This window comes from Paracoccus sanguinis (assembly GCF_012689545.1).
In the GTDB taxonomy this organism is placed as follows: Bacteria; Pseudomonadota; Alphaproteobacteria; order Rhodobacterales; family Rhodobacteraceae; genus Paracoccus; species Paracoccus panacisoli.
Genome location: NZ_CP051542.1, coordinates 1,871,780 through 1,896,958 on the forward strand (window position 1 = coordinate 1,871,780; position 25,179 = coordinate 1,896,958).

The 25,179-nt window shown below is 63.9% G+C and carries 27 protein-coding genes and 3 pseudogenes; 18 read left to right on the forward strand and 12 right to left on the reverse strand.

All coding sequences use genetic code 11. The features are described 5' to 3' along the window. Positions 1-234: 234 nt before the first annotated feature. Positions 235-1,290 (reverse strand): DUF2235 domain-containing protein, encoded by a 1,056-nt coding sequence (locus HGN31_RS08875; protein ID WP_244960948.1) that lies wholly within the window; start codon positions 1,288-1,290, stop codon positions 235-237. 75 nt (positions 1,291-1,365) lie between these two features. After that, positions 1,366-2,523 (reverse strand): type III PLP-dependent enzyme, encoded by a 1,158-nt coding sequence (locus HGN31_RS08880; protein ID WP_168782980.1) that lies wholly within the window; start codon positions 2,521-2,523, stop codon positions 1,366-1,368. A gap of 160 nt (positions 2,524-2,683) precedes the next feature. Between HGN31_RS08880 and HGN31_RS08885 the strand changes: the two genes are divergently transcribed. Continuing rightward, positions 2,684-3,115, forward strand: coding sequence for an Lrp/AsnC family transcriptional regulator (locus tag HGN31_RS08885; protein ID WP_036702640.1), 432 nt, complete (start codon positions 2,684-2,686; stop codon positions 3,113-3,115). 332 nt (positions 3,116-3,447) lie between these two features. Here the strand turns inward: HGN31_RS08885 and HGN31_RS16775 are convergent, their stop codons facing one another. Both HGN31_RS16775 and HGN31_RS08895 read right to left on the reverse strand, forming a co-directional pair. After that, a complete protein-coding gene (locus HGN31_RS16775; RefSeq protein WP_161596428.1) occupies positions 3,448-3,591 on the reverse strand; it encodes a hypothetical protein in 144 nt (47 codons plus the stop codon). 41 nt (positions 3,592-3,632) lie between these two features. Further along, a pseudogene (locus tag HGN31_RS08895) lies at positions 3,633-3,821 on the reverse strand (Arm DNA-binding domain-containing protein); the annotation flags it as partial. A 654-nt stretch (positions 3,822-4,475) separates the two neighbouring features. On the opposite strand from HGN31_RS08895, the gene HGN31_RS08900 reads away from it, so the two are divergent. The 4 genes from HGN31_RS08900 to HGN31_RS08915 all read left to right on the forward strand — a co-directional run bounded on the left by HGN31_RS08900 (position 4,476) and on the right by HGN31_RS08915 (position 7,878). Continuing rightward, a complete protein-coding gene (locus tag HGN31_RS08900) occupies positions 4,476-5,972 on the forward strand; it encodes a multicopper oxidase family protein (RefSeq protein WP_036702641.1) in 1,497 nt (498 codons plus the stop codon). A gap of 10 nt (positions 5,973-5,982) precedes the next feature. After that, positions 5,983-6,600 carry a DsbA family protein gene (locus tag HGN31_RS08905; protein WP_232844894.1) on the forward strand — a complete coding sequence of 206 codons (618 nt, stop codon included), beginning with the start codon at positions 5,983-5,985 and terminating at the stop codon, positions 6,598-6,600. 93 nt (positions 6,601-6,693) lie between these two features. Further along, complete coding sequence (locus HGN31_RS08910) at positions 6,694-7,146, forward strand: DUF305 domain-containing protein (RefSeq protein ID WP_211096375.1); 453 nt, start codon at positions 6,694-6,696, stop codon at positions 7,144-7,146. Positions 7,147-7,227: 81 nt separating this feature from the next. After that, a complete protein-coding gene (locus HGN31_RS08915; RefSeq protein ID WP_168782982.1) occupies positions 7,228-7,878 on the forward strand; it encodes a L,D-transpeptidase in 651 nt (216 codons plus the stop codon). Between the two features lie 28 nt (positions 7,879-7,906). Here the strand turns inward: HGN31_RS08915 and HGN31_RS08920 are convergent, their stop codons facing one another. The 5 genes from HGN31_RS08920 to HGN31_RS08940 form a co-directional block, all read right to left on the reverse strand. Beyond that, positions 7,907-8,179, reverse strand: a complete 273-nt coding sequence (locus tag HGN31_RS08920) for a hypothetical protein (RefSeq protein ID WP_101459775.1) — start codon at positions 8,177-8,179, stop codon at positions 7,907-7,909. Positions 8,180-8,217: 38 nt separating this feature from the next. Then, positions 8,218-8,673 carry a c-type cytochrome gene (locus HGN31_RS08925; RefSeq protein WP_168782983.1) on the reverse strand — a complete coding sequence of 152 codons (456 nt, stop codon included), beginning with the start codon at positions 8,671-8,673 and terminating at the stop codon, positions 8,218-8,220. A 3-nt stretch (positions 8,674-8,676) separates the two neighbouring features. Next, a complete protein-coding gene (locus HGN31_RS08930; protein ID WP_036702647.1) occupies positions 8,677-9,156 on the reverse strand; it encodes a DUF411 domain-containing protein in 480 nt (159 codons plus the stop codon). 94 nt (positions 9,157-9,250) lie between these two features. Beyond that, positions 9,251-9,574, reverse strand: coding sequence for a hypothetical protein (locus HGN31_RS08935; RefSeq protein WP_136650133.1), 324 nt, complete (start codon positions 9,572-9,574; stop codon positions 9,251-9,253). Next, on the reverse strand, positions 9,574-9,855 hold the full coding sequence (locus HGN31_RS08940; protein WP_036702648.1) for a metal-sensitive transcriptional regulator: 282 nt from the start codon (positions 9,853-9,855) through the stop codon (positions 9,574-9,576). Before HGN31_RS08940 ends, HGN31_RS08935 begins: the two co-directional genes overlap by 1 nt. 100 nt (positions 9,856-9,955) lie before the next feature. On the opposite strand from HGN31_RS08940, the gene HGN31_RS08945 reads away from it, so the two are divergent. The 3 genes and pseudogenes from HGN31_RS08945 (at position 9,956) to HGN31_RS08955 (ending at position 13,657) form a co-directional block, all read left to right on the forward strand. Then, on the forward strand, positions 9,956-12,319 hold the full coding sequence (locus tag HGN31_RS08945; protein WP_211096278.1) for a heavy metal translocating P-type ATPase: 2,364 nt from the start codon (positions 9,956-9,958) through the stop codon (positions 12,317-12,319). Between the two features lie 241 nt (positions 12,320-12,560). Continuing rightward, positions 12,561-12,689: pseudogene (locus HGN31_RS08950) on the forward strand (arsenical resistance protein ArsH); the annotation flags it as partial. Between the two features lie 128 nt (positions 12,690-12,817). After that, positions 12,818-13,657 carry a metalloregulator ArsR/SmtB family transcription factor gene (locus tag HGN31_RS08955; RefSeq protein WP_036702652.1) on the forward strand — a complete coding sequence of 280 codons (840 nt, stop codon included), beginning with the start codon at positions 12,818-12,820 and terminating at the stop codon, positions 13,655-13,657. Here the strand turns inward: HGN31_RS08955 and HGN31_RS08960 are convergent. After that, entirely contained in the window at positions 13,644-14,399 is a 756-nt protein-coding gene (locus HGN31_RS08960; RefSeq protein ID WP_244960950.1) for a cation efflux transmembrane domain-containing protein, read from the reverse strand. The two genes, HGN31_RS08955 and HGN31_RS08960, sit on opposite strands and share 14 nt — an antisense overlap. Before the next feature lie 56 nt (positions 14,400-14,455). On the opposite strand from HGN31_RS08960, the gene HGN31_RS08965 reads away from it, so the two are divergent. Next, positions 14,456-14,800 (forward strand): ArsR/SmtB family transcription factor, encoded by a 345-nt coding sequence (locus tag HGN31_RS08965; RefSeq protein ID WP_036708219.1) that lies wholly within the window; start codon positions 14,456-14,458, stop codon positions 14,798-14,800. 56 nt (positions 14,801-14,856) lie between these two features. Next, entirely contained in the window at positions 14,857-14,985 is a 129-nt protein-coding gene (locus HGN31_RS08970) for a multicopper oxidase domain-containing protein (RefSeq protein ID WP_164194636.1), read from the forward strand. Between the two features lie 496 nt (positions 14,986-15,481). Here HGN31_RS08970 and HGN31_RS08975 read toward each other — a convergent pair. Together HGN31_RS08975 and HGN31_RS08980 are read right to left on the reverse strand one after the other, a co-directional pair. After that, positions 15,482-16,415, reverse strand: a pseudogene (locus tag HGN31_RS08975) (IS5 family transposase). A 214-nt stretch (positions 16,416-16,629) separates the two neighbouring features. Beyond that, positions 16,630-16,893 (reverse strand): helix-turn-helix domain-containing protein, encoded by a 264-nt coding sequence (locus tag HGN31_RS08980; RefSeq protein ID WP_036709450.1) that lies wholly within the window; start codon positions 16,891-16,893, stop codon positions 16,630-16,632. Positions 16,894-17,007: 114 nt separating this feature from the next. Here HGN31_RS08980 and HGN31_RS08985 point away from each other — a divergent pair, with 114 nt between their 5' ends. From HGN31_RS08985 to HGN31_RS09020, 8 genes are all read left to right on the forward strand, one after another. Next, positions 17,008-17,520 carry a hypothetical protein gene (locus HGN31_RS08985; protein WP_036709452.1) on the forward strand — a complete coding sequence of 171 codons (513 nt, stop codon included), beginning with the start codon at positions 17,008-17,010 and terminating at the stop codon, positions 17,518-17,520. Between the two features lie 58 nt (positions 17,521-17,578). Then, complete coding sequence (locus HGN31_RS08990) at positions 17,579-18,352, forward strand: hypothetical protein (protein WP_168782984.1); 774 nt, start codon at positions 17,579-17,581, stop codon at positions 18,350-18,352. Then, entirely contained in the window at positions 18,349-18,747 is a 399-nt protein-coding gene (locus HGN31_RS08995) for a hypothetical protein (RefSeq protein WP_036709458.1), read from the forward strand. Before HGN31_RS08990 ends, HGN31_RS08995 begins: the two co-directional genes overlap by 4 nt. A gap of 300 nt (positions 18,748-19,047) precedes the next feature. Continuing rightward, positions 19,048-19,293, forward strand: coding sequence for a helix-turn-helix domain-containing protein (locus HGN31_RS09000; RefSeq protein WP_168782985.1), 246 nt, complete (start codon positions 19,048-19,050; stop codon positions 19,291-19,293). Between the two features lie 210 nt (positions 19,294-19,503). After that, entirely contained in the window at positions 19,504-20,196 is a 693-nt protein-coding gene (locus HGN31_RS09005; RefSeq protein WP_168782986.1) for a hypothetical protein, read from the forward strand. After that, positions 20,193-22,364, forward strand: coding sequence for a Mu transposase C-terminal domain-containing protein (locus tag HGN31_RS09010; RefSeq protein WP_168782987.1), 2,172 nt, complete (start codon positions 20,193-20,195; stop codon positions 22,362-22,364). Before HGN31_RS09005 ends, HGN31_RS09010 begins: the two co-directional genes overlap by 4 nt. Further along, positions 22,361-23,347 carry a TniB family NTP-binding protein gene (locus HGN31_RS09015; RefSeq protein WP_168782988.1) on the forward strand — a complete coding sequence of 329 codons (987 nt, stop codon included), beginning with the start codon at positions 22,361-22,363 and terminating at the stop codon, positions 23,345-23,347. Before HGN31_RS09010 ends, HGN31_RS09015 begins: the two co-directional genes overlap by 4 nt. Beyond that, positions 23,344-25,140 carry a TniQ family protein gene (locus tag HGN31_RS09020; RefSeq protein ID WP_168782989.1) on the forward strand — a complete coding sequence of 599 codons (1,797 nt, stop codon included), beginning with the start codon at positions 23,344-23,346 and terminating at the stop codon, positions 25,138-25,140. The genes HGN31_RS09015 and HGN31_RS09020 overlap by 4 nt, the downstream gene beginning before the upstream one ends. Positions 25,141-25,179 lie beyond the last annotated feature (39 nt).

The following is a 25,179-nucleotide window of genomic DNA, read 5'->3' on the forward strand; positions in this document are numbered from 1 at the left end:
CGCCGCTCATACGCTTGCCGCGCAACCACACCAACCGTGGCTAGCCGGCGTCCTGCCCAGCGGGCCGATCCTGACTCCGGCCGTAAATCGCAGGGCCGGACGTCTGTCATTCGAGCGCGAGTCCATTTCGCGATTGCGCAGAAGCCCGGTTCATCGTCGGAAACCGCACGCCACGGGGCCGTCAGACCCTTCTCGGCAAGCCTCGCGCCATCGGGCATCCCACTGACCCCCCCCTCACTCCCCCTGCGCCCGCGACCAGCGTCGCACACCCCGGCGCAGCGGCTCGGCGCGGGGGCGGCGCAGCCGGCGGAGGGGGCGGCGGCGGGTCTCGTCGACGATCAGCGCCGGGCCGCGGTACGGCAGCGGGACCGAGGGGTGCAGCAGGTCGCCTGCGGTTCCCACCGTGCGCGGGACCCGCAGCAGGAACGCCATCCCCCAGCCCGCCCATGAGCCGACCGATGGCGCCGTCACGTCGCGGGGGAACTGCGCCGGCCAGCCCTCGGGCAGCGGCAGACCGCGCGCCGCGGCGTGGTCGAGCATCCAGACCAGCGGGATGTTGGCGAGCGGCCGCCCCGCCTCGTGCCCGTTCAGCTGCCCGCCGATGTCGGCGTGGCAGCCCCGGAACCAGCGCTGCTCGACCCGGTCGGCCTCGGCCGCGTCCCACAGGATCGGCTGGAACACCGCGCGGGTCTCGTCCAGCCCCAGCGCCTGCGCGCCGAATCGGACGTGCCCGCCCAGCCGGTGGTCGTGGAAGCGGTGCTGCCCCTCGGTCAGCATCCACACCAGCGGCAGGCGCACGCCGAGCGCGGCCACGGTGTCGAAGACCCCGACCATCTCGATCGCCACCTCCGCATGGCAGCGGCGGCGGAACCCGGCGAGCGTCCGCTCCTGCCCCCCGCGCTGATAGAGCCGCCAAGCAAGCCGGGTGTTGCGCTCGGTCGCGTGGCGCGGGGTGAGCAGCCCGACCCGCCCGATCATCCCGGCGAGCGAGCGCGCGGTGAAGGCGCCGCGCGAGTAGCCGAAGATAAAGATCGGGTCGCCCGGCCGCCAGCTGCTGGCAAGCCAGCCGTAGGCGGCGGCGATGCGGTCCTCGATCCCCTGGCCGGTGAACACCGCCCGCGCGCTGCGCCAGCTGTCCCAGTGCAGGCCGCTGGCGTAATGGACCCGCACCGGGCCGGCCTTGCGGACCAGCCGGCGGATCGTGGCGATATGGCTCGACCGCGGCCCGCCCAGCGTGGCGAGTGTGCCATCCATCAGGATGACGTGGGGAATCGGGGCGCGGGTGCTCATGGGACCATGATGCACCCGATAGGTTGCGGATCGGCTAACGTTTCCGCGTGGCCCGCCCCGAACCTGACCGAAAGGTCAGGCGAACCCCATCACGGTGAGCTGCCGCATCTCGCCGAAGCCGTTGAACCGGGTGTTGGTCACGACCGAATAGGCGCCCGCGCCGTTGATGACGAGATAGTCGCCCTCGGCGATGTCGCCCGGCAGCATCAGCTCGCCCGGCAGGCGGTCGACCGAATCGCAGGTCGGCCCGAAGACCACGCGGCCCGCGTCCGGGCCGGTGCGGCGCCGCCCCTCGGGGGTCAGCACCTCGAGCCGGTCGAGGTTGCCGATCACCGGCAGTTCGTTCAGCCCGCCATAGACCCCGTCGTTCAGGAACACCGCGCCGCCGTCCCGCACCGCCTTGACCCGCGCGATGATGGCGAAGGCGTCGGCGCAGATGCCGCGGCCGGGCTCGCACACCAGCTCGGGCGCGTCGGCGCCGAAGACCTCGGCGGTGGTCGCGCCGATCCGCTCGAAGATCGCGGGCAGGTCGGGCTCGACCCCGTGGACGCGCCACGAGGGGAAGCCGCCGCCGACATTCAGCCGCTTCGGCATGACCCCGGCGAGATCGGCGATGTCGCGGGCGGTGCGGATGTAATGCTCCCACGCGCCGGGATCGACGCATTGCGTGCCGGGGTGGAAGGTCAGCGAGGCGATGTAGCCACGCGCCGCGACCTCGCGCAGCAGCTCGGCGGTCAGCTCGGGCGTGCCGCCGAACTTCGAGCCGAAGTCATAGGCCGCGCCCACCACCGGCAGCTTGAACCGCGGCGAGATCTCGCAGCGCTCGGTCGGCACCTGGGCAAAGAGCTTGTCGAGCTCGGACCGGCTGTCCACCGACCACGCCTTGATCCCCGCGGCGACCGCGTGGGCGATCTCGGCGGTCGAGCGGACCGGGTTGTGGTAGTGGCGTGCCGCCTGCGGGGCGAGGCGGGTGATCAGGTCGATCTCATAGGGCGAGGCCACGTCGAAGCCACGGATGCCGGCGGCGACGAGGTTGGTGATCACCGCCTCGTCCGGGTTCGACTTGACCGCATAGGTGACGAGCCCCGGAAAACCGGCGAGGAACTGGCGCGCACGGTCCTGCAGGACCGTGGGGGCAAAGACCAGCACCGGGTTCTCGGGCCTGAGACTGCGGACGATCTCGGCCGGATTTTCCCAGACGGTCTTGGCCTGATGGCCCTCGGTCAGTCCCATGCGTGATCCTTTCGGTCGCGGTGCGTTGCCAGCCAACGCAGGATCGGCGCTATGCGGCGCAATTTCAGCGATGAAAAGGGTGGAATGTCGCGCTGGGGGCGTTAATCTGACCGGCAGGACCGGCGGATCGTCGGTGAAACCGGCAAGGATGAGGCAAGCCTTGGACGACACCGACCGCGCGATCCTTTCGCATCTGGGACAGGACGCCCGGATGTCGGTGGCGGTGCTCGCCCGGCGGCTCAAGCTGGCGCGCTCGACCGTGCAGGCCCGGCTCGAGCGGCTCGAGACCTCGGGCGCGATTGCGGGCTATACGCTGAAGCTGGGCGAGGCCGCGCGCGTCACCCGCATCCGCGCCACCTGCCTGCTGACCATCGAGCCGCGCGCCCAGCCGGCGATCCTCGGCCGGCTCAAGGCGATCCCCTCGGTCGAGCGGGTGCATTCGACGAGCGGGCGGGTGGACCTGCTGCTGCAGCTCGCCTGCGCCTCGACGGTCGAGCTGGACGAGGTGCTGGATCAGATCGGCCACCTGACCGGCGTGCGCTCGTCCGAGAGCCTCGTGCACCTGTCCACCAAGTTCGACCGCGCGGTGTGACCGGCGGCCCGAACGGGCGGTGCGCGTACACCTGCGGATGACAAGGTGTCAGACGACATCGGCTGCTATCTCAAGTCAAAATTTATCCAATTGATTTCGTTACAATATTTTTACATCGCGACATCACTATTTATCTCAGACGACATGCGAAATCATCTCAATTCGGCTCACTGCCAAGGTTTAATCCTCGTCTCTAGAGCCAAATTCCTTTGCTTTCCAGCCCTTTAAGCTTCCGCGCTCACGGACGGCGTTTGCTTTTTCACGGCCCGTAGAAGCGTTGTGGAGGCAAGAGGGGGAAAATTCGTTGCAATCGGACGGTCCGGCATGAATGGCTACTCGTCTGTATTCGAACGACAGGTCGAGCGTCGCGGCAAGAGGCTCGGCAAGGGATGCGCTAGCTCGGGCGGCGCTCCGTTCTGACTGTCGAGAAGCAGTTCGACCGCCAGAGTCGCAACCTGCGCCAGATGCAGATCCACGGTTGTCAGGGGCGGCGAGGACAGCTTTGCGCGGATGCTGTCCAGCGCCCAAGCGTCATCCGCCGCTGCCGCCCGGCATGGCGGTAATCCAGCGTGAAGGCCCGGTTGCCGGAGCGGTAGATGCAGATCGCAAATCCCCGCACTTCGCTGTCAAAGATCTGATAGTCCCGACCAGGTTCCGGCGCCGCCTCCCGCACCGATTTTTCGTTCAGTCTCAATCGCTTCACCATGCCCAGCACCTCCTTCTTGCACCCCACGCAAGGCTCAGCCTCGCGCGCATAGCAAGTCATACATCGCCAGTCAGACCGGCAGGGAGGCGGAAGGTGGCGGAACCTAGGGGGAGGCGTGCCGGTCAATGGCTCAGAAGGGAAAAACCTACACCCTCTGTTGATTGCTCCGTGAATTGCAACGAGAGCCTGTCCTGCTTATTGTCAAGCTAGTTTCATAGGTTCCAACTCAACCATATGATGTGCCGCGCGATATGTTCTCTGCTTGTTGTCCTGCTCGTGTTGGCGGGCGCGACGCAGCATGGGCAAAGTGCTGGCCCAGCCGGACTGCCGACCGATCACGTTGTCGCTTCGATCAGCCATCCCGGCGACACAGCCGGGCATGAGCACGGTTATTCGGGAGAGCCTTCTCGGCACGATATGACCGATGCCTGTGCGATTGTATGTGTCGGCACACCTACGCCCTGGCTTGCTGCCGCACAACTTGCGCCTGTTGAGACCGAGCATTCGCTGAAATGGCACTCTATAGCAGTGACACGTGAGGGCCGTCTGGTCAGCCCCGGATACCGCCCTCCGAAATCCATCTGAACACTTGCTTGCCGCACCTTTCAAGGTGCCGAACATGGTTCGCCCTACGGGGTCTGATGGATTATTCATATGACTTGCACACTGAATCGCCGCGGCTTTCTGACCGCATCCGCTGCCATGGCCGCAGCTTTTGTCATCCCTCGCGCGGGCTTTGCGCAGCCAGCCGCGCTGGCATTGCAGGCAACGACGCGCACGCTTGACATCAATGGCCGCGCCGCGACTGTTTTTGGCCTGATCAACGGCAACGGAACCCCTGGGCTGACGCTGGATCCGGGCCAGCGTTTCCTGCTGGACCTGACCAATGATCTGACCGAGCCGACGATCATTCATTGGCATGGACAGATCCCGCCGAACGCGCAGGACGGTGTTCCCGACATGCCGCTGCCGCTGCTGCAGCAAGGAGAGACGCGTGCCTATGATTTTGAGGCCGCAGCAGGCACGCACTGGATGCACAGCCATGTGCCCATCCAGGAGATGCAGTTGCTGGCCGCACCCCTGATCGTCCGCCGCCCCGAGGATCTGCGAGCTGATCGGCAAGAGGTCACCATGTTCCTTCACGACTTTTCCTTCCGCCCGCCGGAAGAGGTGCTGGACGAAATCCGCTCGGGAAAGGGGCATGACGAGGCCGCCGAAGCCGATATGTCGCAACCAGCCGATCCCCATGCGGGCCATGACATGGGTGGCGGTATGGCCATGAACGGGATGTCGGAAATGAGCGGCATGTCCATGCCCGGTATGGCCGGGATGCAGATGGACCTGAACGACTTCGATTTCGATGCCTATCTGGTGAATGACCGCACCTTGGGCGACCCGGAAGTTGTGCGGGTAGAAAAGGGTGGCCGGGTCCTGCTGCGGGTCATCAACGGGGCTGCTGCCACGGTGTTCTGGCTCGATAGCGGCGAGGTTTCGGGTCGGCTTGTCGCTGTGGATGGCCAGCCGGTGCAGCCCTTGTCGGGAACGCGCTTCGGTCTGGCCATGGGTCAGCGCCTGGATATCGAACTTGACCTGCCCGCCGGAGGCGGCGCATGGCCGATCCTTGCTCTGCGCGAAGGCGCGCATGAGCGCACCGGCCTTATCCTTGCCACTTCCGGCGCCAACGTGCCGGTCATTCTCGGAATGGCGGACGATGCGGCACCTGCATTCGATATCGACCTTGCGCAGGAAGCCGCCTTGCGGGCCGTTGCTCCGCTGACGGAACGAGCTGCCGATGCCTCACCCATGGTGATGTTGGGCGGGCAGATGCAGCCCTATCGCTGGACCATCAACGACCGCGTGTTCGAGGATCGGATTCCGGTTACGGCCAAAACAGGCCAGCGGGTCGAGATCATGTTTCACAACATGTCGATGATGGGCCATCCCATGCATCTGCACGGCCATCATTTCCAGGTCGTCGCGATCAATGGCAAGCGGTTCGTCGGCGCTTTGCGTGACACGGTCTATGTGCCGCCCATGTCAATGGTCACGGTGGCGCTGGATGCGGGCGAGGCGGCGGAATGGATGCTGCATTGTCACCATATGCCGCATCTTGCCAGCGGCATGATGACGACGTTCGCGGTCTCGGCGTGAAGGGAGTGACATGATGTTTCAGCGACGCATGATCCTGACCCTGGCCCTTACCGCACCGGCGATGGCCATCGCACCGCGCCTATCTTGGGCTGGTCATTCGCTTCCACCCGAATTCCGCAGGCAGCTTGAACATGACGCGAATGCGCCGATCTTCGGCAATCCTGACGGCGATGCGACTCTGATCGAGTTCTTCGACTATAACTGCCAGTTCTGCCGTGCGATGATGCCAGTGGTGGATGCCGTGTTAGGAGCCGATCCCGGCTTGCGGATGGTGATGCGGGAATGGCCGGTCTTTGGCGAGGGTTCGGTTTTCGCGGCCCGCGCGGCGCTGGCGTCGCGCAAGCAGGGCCGCTACGCCGACTTTCATCGCGCCTTGATGAGTCAGAAACCCCGGGCCGAAAGGGCCAGCGTCCTGCGTGTTGCGCGATCCATGGGTTTAGACACTCAGCAGTTGCAGCGCGATATGGGCGGCCCGGAGATTGCCCAACATATCCAGCAGTCCAATGCGCTGGCCGAGGCGATGGGGCTTGTCGGCACACCCACCTTCATCGCCGGATCGGATTCGCGCTTTGGCGCCATTTCATCAACTGAACTGGCCGAACTGGTTGCGGCCTCGCGTGGCAATTGAAGCATTTCACGAAAGGACAACGCTATGGATAATTCTGATCGACACAATAGCCACGGAAGCCAGAGCGGCGGAAGCTATGGCCGTTTTGCGGCGATGATCGCTACCTCGACGGTGATCATGTTCGGGCTGATGTATCTGAACACCTGGGCGATGGATCACGTCTTTTTCAGCCAGACCCGGATGTGGATGGCGCTCTACATGGGCGGTGCCATGGCGCTGATCATGTTGGCCTTCATGCTGGGGATGTATCGCAGTCCGCGTGCCAACTTGATCGTCGCGGGCGTTTCGATTCTGGCATTTGCGCTTGGCCTGTTTCTGGTCCGCAGTCAGGCAACGGTCGATGATACCGCCTGGATGAAGGCGATGATTCCGCATCATTCCATTGCGATCCTGACATCCACCCGTGCGGATATCTCGGATCCTCGCGTCCGGGCGCTGGCGGACAGCATCATCGAGGCGCAGACTCTGGAAATCGCGGAGATGAAGGCGCTGATCGCCGATCTGGAAGGCGGGCCAGCGGCGACGCCAGAGGTCGATGGGCGCTGAAGATACGGCACGGCAATCGCAGAAGTCGCTGCGCTTGCCGCTTCCATCTGAAGATACAAGGAAAGGACAAGGAGCAATCACATGCTGACACGCAGACATTTCATCCGCACGACGACGGCGCTGTTTTCGGCGGCCGCCGCCACGCCGGTCATGGCCTCAACCTGGCCCGACACGGCGCAAAAGGCCGCTTGGGATGCCGAGGTGGAAGCCGGTGGCCCCAATCCCTGGAGTCTGCATCCGCGCTTCCTGCCGCAGCGAGTCACTGCGAACGCAGGGCTGGTGCCGGGCGACATTCATGTCGATGCGGTCGCCCGATACCTTTATCACATCGAAGAGGGCGGCACGGCGATGCGTTACGGCGTGGCCATCGGCAGGGGCGATCTTTACGAGCCGGGCACCTATACGATCAAACGCAAGGCCGAATGGCCGCATTGGACCCCGACGCGCAACATGATCGAGCGCGAACCCGAGGTCTATGCGCAATATGAGGACGGCATGGAACCCGGCCCTCGGAACGCTCTGGGTTCGCGTGCGCTGTATCTCTATCTCGGCGACCGCGATACATATCTGCGCATTCACGGCACGCCGTTTCCAACCTCGATCGGCAGCCGCGCCAGTTCCGGCTGCGTCCGCATGGTCATGGCCCACATCAACGAACTGTATCCGCGGGTCCAGATCGGCGCGACCGCATATCTCTATTCGCCGGAAGGCAGCGTGTCGGCCGTCAGCTAGAAGGCTGCCCTCCGGCGATCCTGATGGGTCAGACCGGTTTTGCGTTGCAGATTTGGTTGCCATTTGCGGCGCGCAGCGGCACCAGCGTCGTTTCGACCGGCCCTGCGTAGTAGTACCAATAGCAGTCATCCGCCGGATCGAGGCGCGCTGTTGTCAGGTCCTGATTAGGGCCAGCAATGGCGACGACCTCGTTTGGGATCGGATAGGGCGAGGCCTCCTCGGCGGCGATATCGGGCGTCTGGGCTGCGCATCCGGCGAGGATGAGAAGCGTCAGGACGATGGCGGCGGTTCTTTTCTGCATGGGAAACTCCTTGGCTATGGTGGTGATGCGCCGGGGTGTTACGGCGCGCTGTCCTTGGTAATGCGGCTCTGGATTGCGCCCTCGCGTTCCGGCCAGGTAGATTTGATATAGGCCAGAACGGCGGCAATTTCGGCGTCACTCATGACATCGCCGAAACCGGGCATGTCGCTTTCATACCCATCGCCGACCACGGCGGCCGTGCCGTCGCGAATGATCCGTTCCAGCAGCGGGTCGGCGTGATGCCATGTGTGGCCGGTCTCGTCATGCGGGGGCGCCGGATAGCGGCCATTTTCCAGCGGGGTCTGCCAGTCCGGCTGGCCTTCCAGATCGGCGCCGTGGCAACTGGCGCAGTTTTCGGCGTAGAGCCGCTGGCCAAGCGCGATCACGGCCTGATCCTGCACGGCTGCCTCCGTCGCCGCGCTGCCGCGCCAGAGGATCAGGATCGCAGCGGCCAGACCGACCGCCGCGATGAGGATGAGTGCGTTGCGCGTCATCTGTTACCCGTCCAGCGGGAAGGCGCGTCCGTCGCCGGCAATGCCACCCCAGGCGATGACCTCGGCGGTGGCCTCGACCCCGCCGCCCATGCCCGGCGAGCCGGCGGGCATCCCCGGCACGGCGATCCCGTTAATGTCGGGGCGCTGTTCCAGAAGCTGCCTTATGGCCGCGAAGGGCACATGGCCCTCGATGATATAGCCGCTGATCCGGGTCGTGTGGCAGGACCACAGGTTTTCGGGCACAGCGGCGTCTCGCTTCATGCCGACATAGTCGCTGGCCTCAGTGATCTCCACCTCGAACCCCGCCTCGATGGCCAGATCGGCCCAGGCGCCGCAGCAGCCGCAGCCGGGGTCCTTGGTGATGCTCAGCAGGTTCGGCTTTTCGTCCGAGCCGGTGGCGGCAAAGGCAAGGGTAGAGGTTGTCGACAGCATCGCCGCGACCGCCAGGATCGCCCCGCGACGCGAGAAATTGGGATTGCTCATATCTGATGTCCTTCAGGATATTGCGCGCCGTAGGGGCATTCGCCCCTCTCGTGGCGCAATTGATCAGCTTGCAGGCCCATCGGGCCAGGCGGCGTCAGAGAGCAACGGGTCGCGGAGGGGGCAGCGGCAAACGCGGCCTGGCGGATTTCATATCCTGCAACGCGGGAATGTGCCGGATGCGGCGTGGCAAACGGGCCGCGTTCGGCGTGACTTCGGCATGGCCGATGGCGGCACAGGCTGTGCAGTCGCCATGCTGAGAGTCCGGCTGTGGGGTACAGCATTCATGCGCGGCCGGCGGCACGGATGTTTCGGCTATCGAGGCCGTCTGCGACGCTTCCGCCGTTGCGGCGCCGGTCAGGGCCAGCGGCATCGTCACCGCCAGCATGACAGCAAGCAGAGCCGACAGCAGGAACCGCATCAGTCGCGCACCTTGTCCATCAATTCAACCACCTCACGGAACATCACCCTCTGCCGGTCCTGATCGCCAGATTGGATCGCGTCTTCCATGCAGCTTCGCGCATGATCCTCGATCAACAGGCGCTCGACCCCGCGCAGGGCCGAGCGGATGGCGGCGGTCTGGTTCAGGATATCGACGCAATAGCGCCCGTCCTCGACCATGCGCGACACGCCCTGCACCTGACCGTTCAGGCGGGAAAGCCGCTTCAGGATCGCGTCTCGGTTCTGCTTGTCATGCGCCAAGGAGGGCTCCGAACTTCAACATCTGCAGCTTGTGCTATACCCTCAAGGGGTATAGAGCAAGTCTGATATACCCCCTATAGGTATCTGCCGGGAGAGATTCATGGACCACAAGCACGATCATTCGCATAGGCAGCACGATCACGGGACACACGGTGGCGCACCGGCACAGGCTGATCCCGGTAAGGCCATCGACCCGGTTTGCGGCATGCAGGTGACGATCAAGCCCGAGGCACGCCAGCGCGACTATGAGGGACAGACCTTCTATTTCTGCTCGGACGGTTGCCAGTCGAAGTTCGACGGCGATCCGTGGTTCTACGCCTCGGGCGCGGCGGTCAAGGTCGAAAAATCCGCCCCGGCAGGCACGCAGTGGACCTGCCCGATGCATCCCGAGATCGTCCGCGACGAACCTGGCGCCTGCCCGATCTGCGGCATGGCCTTGGAGCCGATGATTCCCTCGGACGAGCCCAGCCATGAACTGACCGATTTTACCCGGCGGCTCTGGGTCAGCGTGGCCGCCGCCGTGCCGCTGTTGATCCTGACCATGGGCGAGATGGTGGGCATTCCGGTCCGCGACTGGATCGGGCACCGCACCGCCGCTTGGCTGGAATTCCTGCTGGCTACGCCCATCGTGCTGTGGGCGGCGCGGCCCTTCTTTCAGCGCGGGCTGGATTCCTTCAAAAACCGCTCGCCGAACATGTGGACGCTGATCTCGCTGGGGGTCGGCGCGGCCTATCTCTATTCGCTGTTTGCGACCTTCCTGCCGGGCATCTTTCCCGAAGAATACCGGATGGGCGGCATGGTCGGCACCTATTACGAGGCTGCCGTGGTCATCGTTGCCCTGGTCTTTGTCGGACAGGTTCTGGAACTCAGGGCGCGGGAACGCACCGGCGATGCGATCCGGGCGCTGATGGATCTGGCACCCAAGACGGCGCGGCGCATCCTGCCCGATGGCAGCGAATATGACGCGCCGCTGGAAAACATCGTGGCCGGGGATCTCTTGCGCGTGCGTCCCGGAGACAGCGTGCCGGTGGATGGCGAGGTGGTCGAGGGGCGGTCGTCCTTAGACGAAAGCATGATCACGGGCGAGCCGGTGCCGGTCGAGAAGGTGCAGGGCGATCGCGTGACCGGCGGCACGATCAACAAGAACGGGACGCTGGCGATCCGCGCCACAGATGTCGGCGCCGATACGGTTCTGTCGCAGATCGTCCAGATGGTGGCCGGGGCGCGGCGGTCCAAGGCGCCGATTCAGGGGCTGGCTGATCGGGTCTCGGCAATCTTCGTGCCGGCGGTGGTGGTGATCGCCATCGCGGCCTTTGTCGTCTGGCTGATCTTCGGTCCCAGCCCGTCCTATGTCTTTGCCGTCGCATCTGCGGTCTCGGTGCTGATCATTGCCTGTCCCTGTGCGCTTGGGCTGGCGACGCCGATTTCCATCACCACGGCAGCGGGACGCGGCGCGCAGGCCGGCGTGCTGGTCAAGAATGCCGAGGCGCTGGAACTGATGGCCGATGTCGATACGCTGATCGTCGACAAGACCGGCACGCTGACCGAAGGCAAGCCTGCACTGACCGATGTGACCAGCTTCGGCGATGTGCCCGAGGATGAGTTGCTGGCCGCCGCCGCCGCGCTGGAACGCGCCTCCGAACACCCGCTGGCCGAGGCAATCGTCGAGGGTGCCAAGGCGCGTGGGCTGAGCCTTGGCAATGGCGAGGAGTTCGAGGCCGTAACCGGCAAGGGGGTGATTGGCAAGGTCGATGGACGCGATGTGGCGCTTGGCAATAACGCGCTGATGACGTCGCTTGGCATCGACTGCGACACGGGCGAGGAGAGCGCCGACCGCCTGCGCGGCGAGGGCAAGACGGCGATGTTCGTGGCGCTGGATGGCAGGCTGGCGGGGCTTGTCGCCGTTGCCGACCCGATCAAGCCAACGGCCGAGGCGGCGATACGTGACCTGCATGATCTGGGAATCAAGGTGATCATGGCAACCGGCGACAATGAACGCACGGCGCTGGCCGTGGCCAGCCGGTTGGGCATCGACGAGGTCCGCGCCGGGATGCTGCCCGAGGGTAAGAAGGACCTGATCGACGGGCTGCGCGGCAAGGGGGACAAGGTCGCCATGGCGGGCGACGGGGTGAATGATGCGCCAGCCCTTGCGGCGGCGGATGTGGGCATCGCAATGGGCACCGGCGCCGATGTGGCGGTCGAAAGCGCCGGGCTGACCCTGCTGGGCGGCGATCTGACCGGCATCGTCCGCGCCCGCAAGCTTGCCGTGGCCACCATGCGCAATATCCGCCAGAACCTGTTCTTCGCCTTCATCTACAACGCCGCCGGCATCCCGGTGGCGGCGGGGCTGCTCTATCCGATCTTTGGCCTTCTTCTGTCGCCGATGATCGCGGCGGCGGCCATGTCGCTGTCCTCGGTGTCCGTCATCGCCAACGCGCTACGGCTGAAACGGGTCGATCTGTGACACAGCAGGCCATGTAACATTGCAAAGACAGCATTGCGAAGATCTGAAACTCCCACCATCAGTGGCGCCTATGCTCGACATAGTTGCAATACTTGGCCTTTGACCAAGGTTTCCCCCTCCCCGTTGAGTTCATGTGTCGCGCTCGATTTGGGCGGCGCCGATTGCATTGAAGCCGTTCCCGCCTCACTTGAGGGGACTTGATCCCGGTACTGGCCGCCATCCCGTTCGCCTGCCGCTGTGGCTGGAGGAGTTGATGAAGTTCACCCTGCTGACCCGCGACCGGGCTGACTATCCTGTTGATCGCTTCTCCGAGCGCAAGGAAAGCGCGGAGGCCCTGACGCGGCGGGTCAATCTCTCGGCCTCGACCTAGTGCACACTGCGACCGGTGGACGCAGAAGTCCGCAGGGGTGAGCCTGCGCGAATGGATGGAGTGGCCCGATCAGGCTGCGTCATAAAAACTTCACTGGACAGCATTGTTAATTCCTGTATTCCGGAATTATGGAAAAAAACAGCGCCGCCCATGCATTCGCCACCCTCGGTCACCCTGACCGCCTCGCCGTCTTCAGGCTGCTGATGCGCTTTGCCCCGCGTGGCGTGCGCCCGACCGAGATTGCCGAGGCGCTAGGTCTGAAGGCCAATACGCTGTCGCACCATCTCTCGGACCTTGCGTCGGCAGGGCTCGCGAGTGTCGAACGGCGAGGGCGGTCACTCTTCTACTCCGCGAACCGCCAACTCACCGAGGCGCTGATCGACTATCTCGCGCTAGACGTAGGCCGCGCCCGACCTGACCTCATTTCTCCCTCCCTGTCGGCTCAGAAGGATCCCGCCATGGACGATACCGACTTCGACGTGCTCTTCATCTGTTCAGGAAATTCCGCCCGCTCGATCTTTGCCGAGGCCCTGTTGCGCGATCTTGGCAAAGGGAAGTTTCAGGCCTTTTCGGCCGGCACCCGCCCCAATACTGCGCTGAATCCCTTCGCGCTGGAGGTGCTTGAGCGAAATGGCCATGACACCTCAAGCTTGCGATCCAAGCATGTGTCCGAGTTCCAGCAGCCTGACTCCATCGTCATGGATTTCGTATTTACAGTTTGCGACACATCCGCCGCCGAGGAATGCCCGCCATGGCCCGGCCAGCCGATTACCGGCCATTGGGGCCTGCCGGACCCGGTAAAAGCCATGGGTACCGACGCCGAAAAGGCACTGGTATTCGCCCAGACCTATGGTGCGCTGCGTCGCAGGATCGAAACGTTCATTTCCTTGCCCTTCGCAACCCTTAACCGGCTATCGCTGCAAAACCGCGTCGACGACATAGACACCGAAGCCCTCAAGGAAGACTGAGATCATGCCCCGGACCGGCGGCAACGACAACCGCCGCATTGCCGATGGCGTCGTTGCGCGAGAATAGCCAGACGGCCCGCATGTTCGCGTCGCCCTTGCGGAACCGCAGCAGCGGCAGAACGGAGATGACGTTGACGACAAGGGCGATCATGCCAAGCAGGCCCATTAGACCTGCATCCGGCGTCGTCCGTTCGAAGACTCGCACGATGGTCGTGCCGAGGACGCCAAGGCCGAGCAGGCCGAGGAAGATGCCTTGGATCAAGGCCGACCGTGCCCGCCAGGCGAGGCTCCAGCCGATGGCCAGCAGGCCAAGGAAGGTGATCGCGCCGTCGCCGATGAAATCGAGCGCATCGGCCTTCACGGCCTGCGATCCGGAAATGAAACCGCCGATCATTTCGAGGACCCCGTATCCCACGTTCAGGATCACGACGATCCAGAGGGCACGGCGGTAGGCCGGGTCCTGATGGGCGGGATTCGGCGGAATGTCTTCATCGCCCTCGATCCGGTCGAAGCCATAGCCTGTCACCGCGACTGCCTTTTCGATGTCCGGCAGGCGCACTTCGGGTGCAGTCAGTGTCATGATGTGCGTCGCGGCCGACACTTTCACATCGCCGGGCGCGACCCCGGCTGCCTGTGCCGCCCGCTCGATCTGCGCGGCATCCTTGGCGCAATCCATACCGGAAACCCGGTAACGGACGGGCGGGACATCTGCCGTCGATCCGGCATTTTCGGTGTTGGCCATGGTCGCGCTATTCCTGCTAGGATGAATCGAAGAACGACGTATCAGCGAGGAGTGATATGGCCCAAATCGTCGATGACCGCAAGAGCGCGACCATCGAGCGACGGGCGAAGCTGTTCCGCGGCTTCGCGGACCCGAGCCGCCTGGCCATCCTCGGTGCACTTTGCAACGAGCCATTGGCCGTTCACGAGATCGTCGAGCGGACCGAACTATCGCAACCCAACGTCTCCAACCATCTGAGGTGCCTGCTGGACTGCGGGCTTGTCGCCAGCGACCGCGAAGGGCGCTTCATCCGTTACCGTATCAGCAACCCGCGCATCACGGTCCTTCTGAACGATGTGGACGCACTTCTCGACGTGGTCGCAAAGGGTGTTGAGGCGTGTGACAATTATCGTGAGGCGTGAGTCAGAACGGACGGCCGGTCGACTCGGCGCAGATCGGTTGGAAAGATGTTGTCCGTGTGCAGGGTCCGACCGGAATCCTGCTGAGGTTCGACAAGCTGGCTTCGGAAGAGACACCATTCATGTATCACTGCCACATCCTCGAACACGAGGATGCGGGCATGATGGGGCAGTTTACGGTCACATAACAGGACCCCACCCGCTCGACACCGGGCGTCGTCAAGAGCTTACGTCTTCTTGCGGCGTTCTATCAGGTGCCGGTGTCGCCTTGTTGAAACGCATTACGGAGTATGTCTAGACCCGAACGGAGAACACCTCGCTAAGCTGCGGGTCCGCCGAAGCGGCCGTCCAGTCGCTCGGCAGCATTCGTCAAAAAGGGCTCCCTCAAGCCGTTCGCTGCGATCTGCGCGAACGGCTGCTTCGACGCTGCGGCCGTTCACTGAACCGTCTGTGACAGGCTGCTGAACTTATTTGTGAAAAATGACAGGGGCTGTCGTTCCAGTCTATGACTCTGTTCTATAAACGAGCGTTATTGAAACACCGGCGACGCAGCTCTGAACTCTGTTGCAAAACCCCGTTCCGAAACCTAACCTGTTTTGATAGGTTTTTGGAACGCGGGCGAAGGCCATGGGCATTGTTGCAGAATGGCGGCTTGAGGCTTGAATGCCCCCTTCCCCTTCAAGCTCAGGCCGCGCGGACGATCTCGGCGGAGCCGAGGGCATTGAAGCGGTTGATGAGTGCGACGCGGATGTGGATTTCGGCGGTCTGGCGGTCGGGGTCTCTCGCGGCGATGCGCTCGCCGAAGGACTTGAGGCAGCGCATCTTGGCCTCGGCGCGGCTGCGGGCGTGGTATCCTGCCCAGCGTTTCCAGAACGCCCGGCCGTAGTGACGTGTGGCGCGCAGGGTTTCGTTGCGGGCCCGGGCGGCTGGACAGTCCTCCTTCCACGGGCGACCGTTCTTGCGGATCGGGATGATAGCCGTGCCACCGCGTGCGATGATGGCGCTGTGGCAACGGCGGGTATCGTAGGCGCCGTCCGCGGTCACGGTGCCGATGTCCTCGTCCTGCGGGATCTGGCCAAGCAGGTCCGGCAGGACGGGGCTGTCGCCCTCCCGGCTGGGGGTGAATTCTACCGCGCGAATGTCCGAGGTGGCGGTGTCCATGGCCAGATGCACCTTGCGCCATTGACGGCGGCCCTGAACGCCATGCTTGCGGGCCTGCCATTCCCATCGCCCAAGAACTTGATGCCGGTGCTGTCCACCAGCAGGTTCACCGGCCCGTCTGCACGGCGATAAGGGATCTGCACCTTCAGGGTCTTCTGTCTGCGGCACAGCGTCGAGTAGTCCGGAACGGGCCAGTCCAGCCCCGCCAGGTGCAGCAGGCTTGCGATCATCCCGGCGGTCTGCCTGAGCGGCAGCTTGAACAGCACCTTGATCGACAGGCAGAACTGGATCGCCACATTCGAGAAGACCGGCGGGCGCCCCGCACGGCCCTCATGCGGCGCATGCCAGTCCATCTCCTTGTCCAGCCAGATCAGCAGTGACCCGCGCTTCCTGAGCGCGCAGCGTTGTAGGCAGACCAGTTCGTGGTGCGGTAGCGGGCGGGCTTCGGCTTGCTCATGCAACCCCTCTAACCGCATGGATTCGCGAGGTGAATCCTCACGGGGAGAGTTCTGCAACAACGCCCCTTGAACCCAGCATCATGGTTCCGGCGTTTCTTCATGTTCTGATCTCCTCGCTCTTGGAGACCAGCAGACGTCAGATCGTAGCTTCCGTCACTGTCCGATTTCCGGGGGGTAGCTCATTTGCCTCGCAGCGCAGGTAATGTCCGAACGTCAGCTTTGAGAACCCTGCGTATGTTGGGATGCCGTTTGCTCAACCTCGCCGAGCAGGTCGCTCATGCTCGTCCCTAGTTCCCTGCTGATGGCGTCAATCACAATTAGACTGGGTTGCCGATTGCGGGTCTCCAGCAGCGACATGTAGCTGGTCGAGACGCCTGCTCGATAAGCCAGTTCCTCTTGCGAGAGGCCAGCCTGCTTGCGGCGCCGACGGAGCACTTGGGCAAACGCAGCGACCAGCTTTTCATTGCGACGCTCCATCCGACCCTTGTCGGAGAGCTTGAAGAATGGATCCAACGACTATAGTAGTGATTTTACTATAGTACGAACAAGGGGCCGGCCCAGCGGCCTGCGTGCACCAGTCCGGAGCTATGTATGCCACTCACATCCGAGGATTACGGCTTCAAGCGCTCCGAGATCGCGCCGGGCGAGGTGGAGTTGCGTTGGCAGCCCGAAAGCTGGGGGGCCGCGAGCTGGGCCGCGCTCGGGATCGCGGTGTTGGGCCTCTCTTTCCCCGTTCTTGCCTATGCCCCGTTTCTCCTGCCGCTGGTCCCGCTCGGCTTCTGGATGCTAAAACGCCGCATCCACCGCGCGAAAACGCTGCGGCTGACCCCGCACTACCTCGTCGTAGGGGACAGCCGCTGGTCCCGTGACGAACTCAGCGAAATCGCCGTGGATCAATCCAGTCAGCCGACGGGACGAGAGCGCGGCCTGAGACGCGCCTTGCGCGACGAGCAGGCGCGGACCAGCCATCGGGTGGTGCTCTATCGCGGTTCGAAGCCGATCGTCGTCGCCCGCGATCTCAGCCTGCGCCGGGCGGAATACCTATCCGAGGTGCTCACCGAATGGGCGCGGGCCGGCCACGATGATGCTGCAGCCAACGCCTGACTCCACGCTTGGCCGGGAGTCATTTTTACCCCTTTCTATAATCTGGGAGCACTTTTTCATGCGTATCGTGTCCGTGGTTTCCACCGTGCTTGCCGTGAGCATTGCACCGGTTCATGCCGACGAGTTGACGCCCCTGCCGCCCCCCGCGCCGCGTCCCTATCCTTACAGAATTCTCGACATCCAGCCGGGACAGATCTCTACCGAGGTGATCCCGCAGATTGAGAGCCATCTGGGTGGCGAGCTGTCTCCGATGGTCAGGCAGCAGGTCGTCACCGCGCCAAACGGCCGTCAGTTCGAGGCCGATCTGACGGTCGGTTACGAAACCGCAGCAGTGTCGATCTACACGACCATGGGAGATGAGCCCTTTGAGAGCGTCAAGCTGATCACCGGCACACCGGTTCTGGACGGGCGCGTCATCTCGATCGCGCGCCGCATCCGCAAGCCCAATGCCGAGTTGCCGGAACTGGCGGAGGTGCTGGCCCAACTGGCCGAGCTTTACGGCGAGCCGACCTGGCTGTTGCCCGATGGCACCTTCGGACTCGAGGCCATGTATGTCTGGACCAAGGACGGGCAGATGCCACAGCAAACCGAACAACCCTGCGGCTATACCGGTTATGACGGCTATGCGTTCGATGACCAGCGTCCGCCGGACGAACACCCCGAATGTCTCGCGGTGCTGAGCATGCAATATCACAGCAAGGCAGGGCAGTCGTCGCTGAGCTTTGACTTGTATGATCTCGACCTCGCCCGGATGGACGTCGCTGAGACGGACCGGCAGATCAAAGCCGCGGTCGCCGATGGGACCGTCAAGCCGTCGGACATGAAGCTGTGACCGACGATGACATCTCGGCGGTAAGCGAGAACGAGCTTCTCAAGCTCGCGGCGTGCCTGATCAGCCTGCGCGGCTGGGTTGCCCGCGACGCAGCCGTGTCGCTGGTGGTGGCCGGTTATGCGACCGCACGCGTGGTGGCCCTGCCTCCGGGTCAGCGGACCAGTAACCGTCCGACAATTCAGGTTGTCGATCTCGATCCACGCGCCGAGGCGCTCGTGGCCGAGGTTCGCAGGTTGAGCCAGGAAGACGGCGGACTGCTGCAGCTGGCGCAGGAGCCGATGCCGCGGGTGCTGAAGAAATGGGTCGTCTCCGAAGCCTTTCTTCGGACTCTGCCGCGGACGCATCTGCGGCATGTGGAGGCCCGTTGGTGGGGCGACCGACCGCTATTCTCCTGAGGCTGCGCCACCCCTTTTACCGGACCTGCGGCCGGCATGTTCCAAACCCTGCCCCTGAGGCGGACTTGACGAGCATTGCTGTTCCGTCGCGCGCCGCGCGGCGGCTGGAGCTTGCGCATTTCTCCACTCCACAAGTGCCGGAACAACGATTGACAGGACTGGCGATTTGAGTTTAGAGATGGACATGACAAGCTGCTTTTCGCGGCTTTTTTCGCATGTCCTTTCAAGTGACATTGACAGGGTGATTCGCGGTCGCCTAAGCTTTGCCCATCCTGTCTCACGGATGGATGCAAGCAGCCCATGTTTCATGAACAGCTTCATGCCGATGGCAACCAGCGCGAAACCATCAAATACGCGCTTCGGCTGCGCGGGCTGACGCTTGCAGACGTCGGCAAGGCGCTCGGCGTCAGTGGCTCTACCGTATCCATCGTGGTCAAGGGCGAGCGCCGCTCCCGGCGGGTGGCGGAGTATGTCGCGACCGTGCTGAACACGTCGGTCGACGACCTCTTCCCCGGCCTTTACACCAGCAGGGGGGCCCGACGATGACCTGACGCACATAGCACTCGGCCATTTCCGGAGCGATCACCCGCTCCCCGGAAAAGAAAACGGGACCTGTCGTTTGCACCGACAAGCCCCGTCATGGATCTCTGGAGACCCTTGCATCTCCTTGGCTCCCTCTTTTCCGCGCTGATGTCAACCCTCTGCGGCTCGCCCGCAGAGGGGGTGTCACACTTTATCGGATCAAGGAGGATCAGGATGCACGGTGCATCTGTCCAAGGCGTTTTCACCCAGGCCCTGCCCAGCAGGGCAACCCGTCGGATCAGTCCCCGTTCAAGAACCAGTGTCCGGACATTCCTGCCAATCGGCGTTCCAGCGGATGGAGGCCGTCCGCGCCTGATCGGGCTCGAATCGAAGGGAGAAGCCGACTGCCTCTTCCTGACCCTGGCGACGGGCCAGGTTCACGATGTGTGGGAACAGGCAGGCCCTGTTGCCTACGAGGCGTCCGACGGGCGCCGGCGCCTGCATACCTTTGACTTCCTGTTCACGATGGTCGACGGCACCCGGATCGCCAGGGCGGTCAGGCCATACGATCGAGCGATCGCAAAAGGTTTCGATCGCGAACTTGCCCTGATCGCCCGGGCTGCCGTCCCGGGGTTCTGCGACAAGGTCGTGCTGGTTACTGACCGCGATTATACACCCGAGGCTGCAAGGGATGCGCGGCGGTACTACTACGCCACTCAGAACCCGGATCCGGAAGCCGACGCCGCGCTGACGCATCTGTGCACCGATCTTCACGGCCGCGTCCAGATCCGCGCCCTGAGCGCGCAAGCCGGTCACCTTGGTGGCCGCATGTTCGGGGCGGTTCTTCGCGCGGTCTATGCCGGCATGTTGCGCCACCTGTCGCGTGGTCAGATCACGCCGGCATCGTTCGTAGGGAGGGTGGAATGACCCTTCCGTATGATTTCAAGCGCTCCGATCGCTTTACGATCGGGGCAAAGACCTACCGCTTGATCAAGCAAGACGCACATTGCGGTGACTATTACTTCGCTGCCGAGGATGACGACGAGCATGTGCGGATCCTCAGTCAGGAGGAGCTGGATACGCTGATGACGACGCCGGCCTGGCGCCACGATCGCGGCTACTACGATGCGCAGCATCCGCGTCGTGGGCAGAACGCTGAGGCCAGGCTGGCGCTTGCATCGCCTCGGCAACGGCTCCACGCGCTGAAGATGCACTATTTCGCAGATCGGCTTCACCGCGAGATCGTTGCTGCTTCCACCACACTTTCCGACGCCTCGCTCGCGGCATTCCGGGAAAGGGTGCAGTGGGAGATCGATCAGAATCCGAAGCAGATCGCACGGTTCGTGCCTGAGGAACTGCGACGCGGGATATTCGATTTCACGGTTCCGAGCCCGAGTACGCTGCGCAGACACTACCGGATCTTCCGCGAGGCTGTGGGCGATGTGCTGGCGCACAAGCCCAAGCAGCCCCGGGTGCAGCACAACCGCCGGGCGGCGTGTGCAGAGAGCCGCGAGGTGACCTACCAGCTGATACGCGAGGCACTCACACCCGAGACGCGGGGCCTCTCGGCGCCTGCGCGCGAGGTGGTCTCCCGCTTGCAGGAGATCAATAGTCAACGCCGCTCAGACCGGAAAGCGCCGCTCTACATCTATAGTCGGCGACAGGTCCAACGCATGATCGCCGGGTTGTCGGCCTTCGAACGAATCTGCGCCCAGGAGGGTATCGACAAGGCTCGGCACCGGTTCAGCTCATACCTGAGCGGTCCTGCCGGGGTGTGCTTGCTCGAAGTCGTGGAGATCGACGACTGGGAAGTCGATCTGATCACCCTGTTCAGGGACTTGGGACTCCTTTCGCTCCTCTCCGAAGACATAGTCGAGAAGCTTCCCGCCGGCAGGAGATGGGTGTCCGTCGCGATCGACAGGGCATCGCGGTGTATCCTGGGTATCCGGATTGCTGCGACCCCGTCAGCAGAAGAATTCCGAAAGCTCCTGGAGATGGTGGTGTCTGACAAGACCGAGCTGGCGCGTGCCTGCGGCGCCAGCGGCACGTGGCATCAATGCGGCCGCCCGGTGATCATCGCGACAGACACTGGCGCCAGCTTCGTGGCGAGTGACTCAATGGAGCGCGTGATCGATCTGGGTTCTGCCCTCCAGTATGCGGCGGTCAAATGTGCCGAACTGCGCGCGATGATCGAACGTTGGTTCGGGACCCTCAACAGAACCCTGACACCTCGCCTGCCGGGACACACCCAATCCAACCCGACAAAGCGTGGCGATTACGATGCCGAGGCGAATGCCTGCCTAGATGACGACGACCTGATCAGGATTCTGGTCTGCTACATCGTCGATGAATATCATCATACGCCTCACGACGGGCTGGGAGGGCAAACGCCCTCCAGGCGGTGGCGCGATCTGGAACAGGAAACCGGTTTCCTCCAGCCCCCGGTTGACCGCCTCACCCGCTGTGCCGCGCTCGGCATCGAGCTTCAGCTGCGCGTGGGCAAGCAAGGCGTTACTGTCTTTGGTAACCGTTACAGCTGTCCAGAGCTGCGAGAGCATTACGCCACGGGCATCGACCGAAGCCTGCGGGTTCGGATCGATACCGCCAACCTGGGCATGGTGGCCGTGGAGGTCGGCGGGAAATGGGTGCCCGCCAGGCCGCACACGAAGGACATGGAGGGGATCAGCCTGCCCGAGTGGGTCGAGGAGTGTCGCAGACTCCGCGAACGTTACAAGCATGAGGCCGAGTTGTCCGCTCATCTGCGGGCAAACGCTGCCCGCACGATTCGGGCGATCGCGTCGGACGCCCGGGCGAGGTTGCGTCGTCGAGAGGCGACCCCCTTTGGCCATTCGGTCGAGTACGTGCAGAAACTGCATAAAACCCTGTTCGAGGGGTTCCGCTTCCGGGACGAGATCGACACCCGGCTGGAGGAGGCTCCCGACGGCGTCGGCAGGGAGATCCTGCCAGCCACTGAGATCGAGGTGCCGACACCATCAGCCACCAGCATCCCGCTTAGCCTGCCGGACAAGGGGCAGGACGAGGACCAAGCTCCGATCCAACCTGACGACACCTGGCTTCTGGAGGACGGCCGATGACCGCGTCCCCCGATCGGATCGCAGAGGTCGCCAGGCGGGTGACGGAATTGAAGGGACGGCTGTTTCAGACGCCCACCTATCGCGAATTCCAGCAGGAGTTCGACTTCCTGCTGGCTCAGCGCCGGGCCAGTGCTGAGGACGGGCGACAACCGGAGGCGCGTGGCCTGCTCGTCGTCGCGCCATCGGGCGCCGGCAAGACTACGCTCATCCGGAATGCGTTTCGGCACCACCCGTCCGGCCTGCGCCTGCTGACAGATGACGACGAGCGTGCGGACGTTGTCAGCATGACGGTGCCCTCGCCGGCGACACCCAAGGGTGTCGGCCTCAGCATACTGGAGGCGCTCCGCTATCCGCTGCGTCGGGATCGCTCTGCCCATATCATCTGGCAGCTGGTGAAGGCCCAGTTCGCGCAGCGGCAGGTGCTGTTCCTGCATCTCGACGAGGCGCAGGACTTCAGCCGCCACAACAACCGTGCCGACCAGCAGGCGGTGATCAGCACGCTCAAGTCGCTGATGCAGTCTCCCCAGTGGCCGGTCGGCCTGATCCTCAGCGGGATGCCCGAACTGCTCGACCTGGTGAACATGGACCCTCAGCTCGCCCGGCGTCTGAAGCCCATCACGCACCGAGCACTCAGCGTCAGTGTCGACGGGCCGATGCTGCTGTCTGCCCTTCGGCAATACGCATCCGTGGCCGGGATCACCGTCGACGATGAGCTTGCCCAGACGCGATTCATCAAGCGGCTGATCCATGCGGCGGATCATTGCTTCGGAATCCTCGTCGAACTGATCTGCGAGGCGATCGGTGAGGCATTGCTGTCGAACGCAGACAGCCTGTCTGTCCGGTCGTTCGCAGCCTGTTTCGGCAAGCGCGCGGGCGTCCCTGACGGTCTCAACCCGTTCATCGCCGACGATTTCCGCGCCCTCGATGTGCGCAGGCTGCTGCTGACCGAGCCTGGTCCCGGGCCAAAGGCAGGGCGCAGATGAGAATCGGTCTCCGCCTCCCCATCCTGCCCGGAGAGACGCTGCCGTCCTGCGTCTCGTATCTCGCAGCAAAGAACGGTGCGTCTCATGTGCAGGATTTTGCCCAGGACATGGGGCTGTCCTGGCGGCGAGTCCTGCAACTCGATCCCGACACGGTTCGGGACCTGTCCGAACTGACGGGGATCGCAGTGCCGGACCTCGTCGCGCACAGCTTTGCGCCGGTGGGCGATGGCTTCTTCCGGTTCCGGGACCATGAGCTTCCCCTGTCCTTCCTCGATCGCTCGGCGCTCAGATACTGCCCGGTCTGCCTGACCGGCGACAGGGACCGGCACGGCAGGGGCTACGGGCGCGCGCTGTGGCAGATCGACCCACTTAGGGTCTGTCCGGATCACGGCACGCTCCTGGACGTGCTGCCTGCACCAACTTACCCGCGCTGTCCGCATGACTTCGCGGGTCGCCTCGGGGCGCTCGGCGCGCCAGGCCCAGTCAACCAGCCAGAGGAACTCGGACACGATGCCACGGACTTTATACGCTATATCAGGGCCCGGCTCTGTCAGGATACGAATCGGACAGGCCTTACTCTGCTGGATCGCCTTCCTGTCGATGTGGCTGCCCGCCTCTGTGAGAATCTGGGCATTCTGGTCACCTCGGGTCCGGATCCGCGGCCGCAGGCCCTGTCCGGCAGGGAGCGAGCCACTGCGGGCGGGTGCGGCTTCGCGATCTGTGCTCAGGGCAGCGATGCGTTGTCCGCTGCCTACGACACCGTGCGCAGGCGATCGACGAGCGACCGCGGCGGGTTCTACAGCGACTTCGGGTTCTTTGCTCGCTGGTTACAGAGGCTTTCCCATCCTGACCGGTATCGACCCGTCCTGGACCATTTCCGAACCTTCGTCTTCGACAACTATCCCCTGTCGCCCGGTCAGCAGGTGTTGGGCGAGACCTCCACCGAGCGGCGCTGGTTCACTTGGTCGGAGCTGGGCCGCGCCTACGGCCTCAGTACCGGCCGCATCACCCGCTTTCAGCACGCCGCCGGGATCGAAGGTGACGCGCTGCGGCGGGTGGCGCCGGATGCATATCATGCCGAACTGACGGCCCTGTCGTCCGGCCTCGACCGTAAGGCGGCGGCCCGGAGGCTGGACGTCCACCCGTCGGCAGTCGACGGTCTGGCGGAGGTCGGGCTGCTGCGGCACGGAATCGCGCTGCCAGGGCTGGACAAGCTGTTCCTGCCACACGACGTCGATGCCTTCTTCTCCGCAGTCAGCGTTCATGCTCAAGTGGTCGACACCGCGCCCAAAGGGTCCTTTCCGATCCGGCTGGTCTGCAATAAGGCCAAGGTGACGAGCGGTGATCTGCTGCGCGCGCAGATCGCAGGCCGGCTCAGAAAGACTTGCCGGCTGCGCGATCCTGACGGGATGCCGGGCCTGCTGTTCGACCTGTCCGAAGTGCTGGACCTGTTCGAAGGCAAGCCGCTGACCGGCCTGACACGCGCCGACCTCAAGGCACGGCTTCATGTCAACAGTTCCACCGTGAGCCTGCTGTTGAAAGAGGGGATGATCATGAGCCGGGAGGTGCGCCATCCCCGCTCGCGTCAGCCGCTGACGCTGGTCGAGCCGGCGGACCTGAGCAGGTTTCTTTCGAAACATCTCCCGCTCGGGCTGATCGCCCATCAACTGGGAACACAGGCGAAGCATGTCGCGGCACGGCTCGACAAGGCCACGGTGCGGCCGATTCCCCTGCCGGACCACTGCAGCAAGATCTATCTGCGTGACGCAGTAATCCCGGTCATCTCGATCTGATCACGGCTCAAGGCATCCGCCCCGTCGACGCGTTCGGCG